This window comes from Corynebacterium sp. HMSC058E07, assembly GCF_001809885.1.
Lineage (GTDB): Bacteria > Actinomycetota > Actinomycetes > Mycobacteriales > Mycobacteriaceae > Corynebacterium > Corynebacterium macclintockiae.
On record NZ_KV799250.1, the window covers coordinates 1 to 4,646 of the forward strand.

Sequence of the window (4,646 nt, forward strand, 5' to 3'; positions counted from 1 at the left end):
GGTGGTGGTGGACGGTGCCGGGGTGGTGGTGGCGGTGGTCGGCTGGGTGGCGGTGTCGGTCGGCTGGGTGGCGGTGTCGGTGGTGGAGGTCGGCTCGGCGTTAGCGACCGGGGTCAGCAGGGCTGCGGAAGCCAGAGCGGTAGCAGCGGCGGTAGCGGTGATCTTCTTAGACAGCTTCATGTTTTTCTCCTGTGTTCTCGTGTGTAGCCAAACCATTTGGCTTCGAGGTGAAACGTCGGACATTCTTAAGCTAATCTCTGCTTTTTGGTTTGTCAGCGTTAGAAATTACAAAAACGCCTGTCCAGGGCATTTATTGGGTACTTATTGATAAATCAAGAGGTCAAAGCCATTTTTCAGCTGTGCGCAAGATTCACATCAGCCCCAGAGGGATACCCACATATAGGGGTGCAGCGGTTGTGACCTGCGAATTCATGCGAAGAAAAATGGATCGAGCGGTGCCGAGTTTCGCGTTTCGAATTCCCTTAGAGGGGCGGGAAAGGTGGCGTCCCAAAGCCTTCAAAGCACAGTAAACCCGCAACAAGGGGGTAGAATGGATAGGTCTGAAGGCTAAACAGAAAGGCTTCTCAAAACAGTGAGCGACGACAACAACGGTAGCGACAACCTCTTTGATCGGGTTACCCCCATCGATCTGCAGGAGGAAATGAAGTCCAGCTACATCGACTACGCCATGAGCGTGATCGTCGGACGCGCCCTGCCCGAAGTCCGTGACGGTCTGAAGCCCGTGCACCGGCGCATCCTCTACGCGATGTTCGACAACGGTTACCGCCCCGAGCGCAGCTACGTGAAGTCCGCCAAGCCCGTCGCCGACACGATGGGTAACTACCACCCGCACGGCGACAGCGCGATCTACGACACCCTCGTGCGCCTGGCACAGCCATGGTCGATGCGATACCCGCTGGTCGACGGCCAGGGTAACTTCGGTTCCCGCGGCAACGACGGCGCGGCCGCCATGCGTTACACCGAGTGCCGCATGACGCCCCTGGCGATGGAGATGGTGCGCGACATCCGCGAAAACACCGTCGAGTTCCAGCCCAACTACGACGGCAAGACTACCGAGCCGACCGTACTGCCGTCCCGCGTGCCGAACCTGTTGATGAACGGCTCCGGCGGCATCGCCGTGGGTATGGCCACGAACATCCCGCCGCACAACCTGAACGAGCTGGCGGCGGCCATCTACTGGCTGCTCGACAACCCGGAGGCCGAAGAGGCCGACGCGTTGGAAGCCTGCATGGAGCGCGTGAAGGGACCGGACTTCCCGACCGCCGGCCTGATCGTCGGCGACAAGGGTATTCAGGACACCTACCGCACCGGCCGTGGCTCCATCCGCATGCGTGGCGTGACCAGCATCGAGGAAGAGGGCAACCGCCAGATCATCGTCATCACCGAGCTGCCGTACCAGGTCAACCCGGACAACCTGGTGGCCTCGATCGCAGAGCAGATCCGCGATGGCAAGATCGCCGGCATCTCCAAGATCGACGACGAATCCTCCGACCGCGTGGGTATGCGCATCGTCATTACCCTGAAGCGCGACGCTGTGCCGCGCGTGGTGCTGAACAACCTGTACAAGCACTCCCAGCTGCAGACCAGCTTCGGATCCAACATGCTGTCCATCGTCGACGGCGTGCCGCGCACCCTGCGCCTGGACCAGATGCTGCGCCATTACGTGGACCATCAGATCGACGTAATCGTGCGCCGTACCCAGTACCGCCTGGATGAGGCCGAGAAGCGCGCCCACATCCTGCGTGGCCTGGTGAAGGCACTGGACATGCTCGATGAGGTCATCGCCCTTATCCGCCGCTCCCCGACGGTGGATGAGGCCCGCACCGGCCTGATCGACCTGCTGGATGTCGACGAGGTTCAGGCCGACCACATCCTGGCCATGCAGCTGCGCCGCCTGGCCGCCATGGAGCGCCAGAAGATCATCGACGAGTTGGCAGAGCTGGAGGAGACTATCGCTGATCTGAAGGCGATCCTGGAATCCCCGCAGCGCCAGCGCGACATAGTCCGCGCCGAGCTGGCAGAGATCGTGGATAAGTACGGTGACGAGCGCCGTACCCAGATCATCGCCGCTTCCGGCGACGTATCCGAGGAAGACCTGATTGCCCGCGAGAACGTGGTCGTGACGATCACTTCCACGGGCTACGCGAAGCGCACGAAGGTGGATAGTTACCGCAGCCAGCGCCGTGGCGGCAAGGGCGTGCGCGGCGCCGAGCTAAAGCAGGACGATGTGGTGCGCCACTTCTTCGTCTGCTCTACGCACGACACCATCATGTTCTTCACCAACTTCGGTCGCGTGTACCGCTTGCGTGCCTTCGAGCTGCCGGAGGCCACCCGCACCGCTCGTGGCCAGCACGTGGCTAACTTGCTGGAGTTCCAGCCGGGCGAGCAGATCGCCCAGGTTATCCAGATCCAGTCCTACGAGGATGCCCCGTACCTGGTGCTGGCTACCGCGCATGGCCGCGTGAAGAAGTCCCGCCTGACGGATTACGATACGGCCCGTTCCGGTGGCCTGATCGCCATCAACCTCAACGAAGGCGACCGCCTGGTCGGTGCGCAGCTGTGCACCGCCGAGGACGACCTGCTGCTGGTCTCCGAAGAGGGTCAGGCCATGCGCTTCACCGCTGACGATGAAACGCTGCGCCCGATGGGTCGCGCCACCGCTGGTGTGAAGGGCATGCGCTTCCGCGAAGAGGACCAGCTGCTGGCCCTGACGGTCGTGTCGGAAGGTTCGTCCCTCTTCGTGGCTACCTCCGGTGGCTACGGCAAGCGCACCCCGATGGAGGAGTACCCGACGAAGGGCCGCGGTGGCCTGGGAGTGGTTGCGTTCAAGTACGACAAGAAGCGTGGCAAGCTGATCGGCGCGCTGACGGTTAACAACGACGACGAGATCCTGGCCATGACCTCCAACGGCGGTGTGATCCGCACCGAAGTCAGCCAGATCCGCAACAGTGGCCGCGCGACCATGGGCGTGCGTCTGGTGGATCTAGCCAAGGGCAACGAGCTGGTTGCCGTGGACCGCAACGTGGAGGAAGAGGCTGAAGAGTCCGCCGAGGCCACCGCGAAGGCAGAGGCAGATTCCAAGTAGTCCAGGTAGGCCCAGCAGGCGGAACAAGCCGAGTAAGCCTGTTGGGTAATCCCTAACTCTAAGTAGCCTGGCGGTCGATACCGCTAGGCTACTGTCGTATAAGGCACAAAAAAGCACCGACGAGTACGAACAAGTACGGAGATGCGATGACGCACAAAACGCCCCCGCCGACCGGCAAGCCCAATACCGGTAAGGCTGGCAATACCAAGAACTCCGGTAACGCCAAGAATGCCGGTAAGCCCGCGGATAAAGCAGCGACCGAGCAGACTACCAAGGCTCAGCAGGTCGCTCAGCCTGCGCAGCCTGCACAGTCTCAGCCGTCGCAGCCTGCGCCCCAGGCTGACACCGCCGGCACCGCCGGCACCGCAAGCAACGCCGTTAACACAGCGAACGCCGCTCAGGACAAGAGCACCACGGACAAGCCCTCCAAGTCCGGCAACCCGGCCAAGCGAGGCGTACAGCGCACCGTCACGTACATCGAGCCAATCAGTGCCCTCAAGATGGCCCTGATCTTCAATCTGGCGCTGTTTGCGGTGTGGTTTGTGGCAATGGCGTTGATCTACATCATCCTCGGCGCTGCGGGCACGTGGGATCGCCTGGATTCGCTTGTCGGTGACCTCACGAACTCCTCCGGGTTCTCTGCCGGTATGTACTTCGGTGGTGTTGTTGCCTTGGGTCTTTTCGAGGTCGTTCTCTTCACCCTTCTTGCGCCCATTGCCGCGCTGATCTACAACGCGTCGTCCAGCATTCTTGGCGGTGTGCGCATCCAGCTGGATCGCTAGTCTTTCTAGTATTTCTGACGCCCACTTTCCAACCACAAAAACCGCATCTAACCAGGCGATTTGGTGATTGGCTGGAATGGTGGGTAATGTTTCTACTCGTTCGAGGGCCTATAGCTCAGGCGGTTAGAGCGCTTCGCTGATAACGAAGAGGTCGGAGGTTCAAGTCCTCCTAGGCCCACCATCGAACACTTTTCACTAGAGACTTGAGCGTCTGATATAGTTTCGGAAGCTTGGTTCGATAGTCAAGGGGCATTAGCTCAATTGGTAGAGCATCTGCTTTGCAAGCAGAAGGTCAGGAGTTCGATTCTCCTATGCTCCACAACTAAAAACGCAGGTCAGGGCTTTGCCGGGAACACTCCTAGCAAAGCCCTGACTGTTTTGTTTCACACTGGTTTTACACGGGGATTCTTTTACGCCGCTTTCTCCGGTCTGATTGAAAGACCCGATCTCCTGGTGCTTTGTTCTTCGTCAACTCTCGAAGCTCCGGTACGAGAGTGCTCGGAAAAGGTACAGTACGCCGTTTGTGGTTTTCTTGGAGTGCCGTCCTTGTACTTTCCACCATCGTGTTCATCCGTGCGGTGAATATCGAAGCGGCGAGTATCGAAATCAATGGAATCAATGCGCAAGGCGGTCATTTCGGCCCATCGAATGCCCGACGAGCTACGTGAGGATAATCTTTTTGAGGACCTCACCCACGCCAGGGTCATGCTTGACTGGTGATCGCGTCGGTACAATTCTGAACATCCGCACTCGGTGTT

Annotated in this window: 3 protein-coding genes, 2 tRNA genes and 1 pseudogene; 4 read left to right on the forward strand and 2 right to left on the reverse strand. The window is 59.9% G+C overall.

What is annotated here, in order from left to right:
• Window positions 1-180: pseudogene (locus HMPREF2678_RS10490) on the reverse strand (hypothetical protein); the annotation flags it as partial.
• Window positions 181-592: 412 nt separating this feature from the next.
• On the opposite strand from HMPREF2678_RS10490, the gene gyrA reads away from it, so the two are divergent.
• From gyrA to HMPREF2678_RS01400, 4 genes are all read left to right on the forward strand, one after another.
• The gene (gene gyrA, locus HMPREF2678_RS01385; RefSeq protein ID WP_034981386.1) at window positions 593-3,106 is read left to right on the forward strand and encodes a DNA gyrase subunit A; all 2,514 of its coding nucleotides are present in this window, start codon (window positions 593-595) and stop codon (window positions 3,104-3,106) included.
• Window positions 3,107-3,252: 146 nt separating this feature from the next.
• The gene (locus HMPREF2678_RS01390) at window positions 3,253-3,888 is read left to right on the forward strand and encodes a DUF3566 domain-containing protein (protein WP_070550582.1); all 636 of its coding nucleotides are present in this window, start codon (window positions 3,253-3,255) and stop codon (window positions 3,886-3,888) included.
• 104 nt (window positions 3,889-3,992) lie between these two features.
• Window positions 3,993-4,069: transfer RNA gene (locus HMPREF2678_RS01395), tRNA-Ile, on the forward strand.
• A gap of 65 nt (window positions 4,070-4,134) precedes the next feature.
• Window positions 4,135-4,207: transfer RNA gene (locus HMPREF2678_RS01400), tRNA-Ala, on the forward strand.
• 91 nt (window positions 4,208-4,298) lie between these two features.
• On the opposite strand, the gene HMPREF2678_RS10445 is transcribed toward HMPREF2678_RS01400, so the two are convergent.
• Window positions 4,299-4,646 (reverse strand): site-specific integrase (locus HMPREF2678_RS10445; RefSeq protein WP_371325826.1); only part of this gene is annotated, 348 nt, incomplete at its 5' end.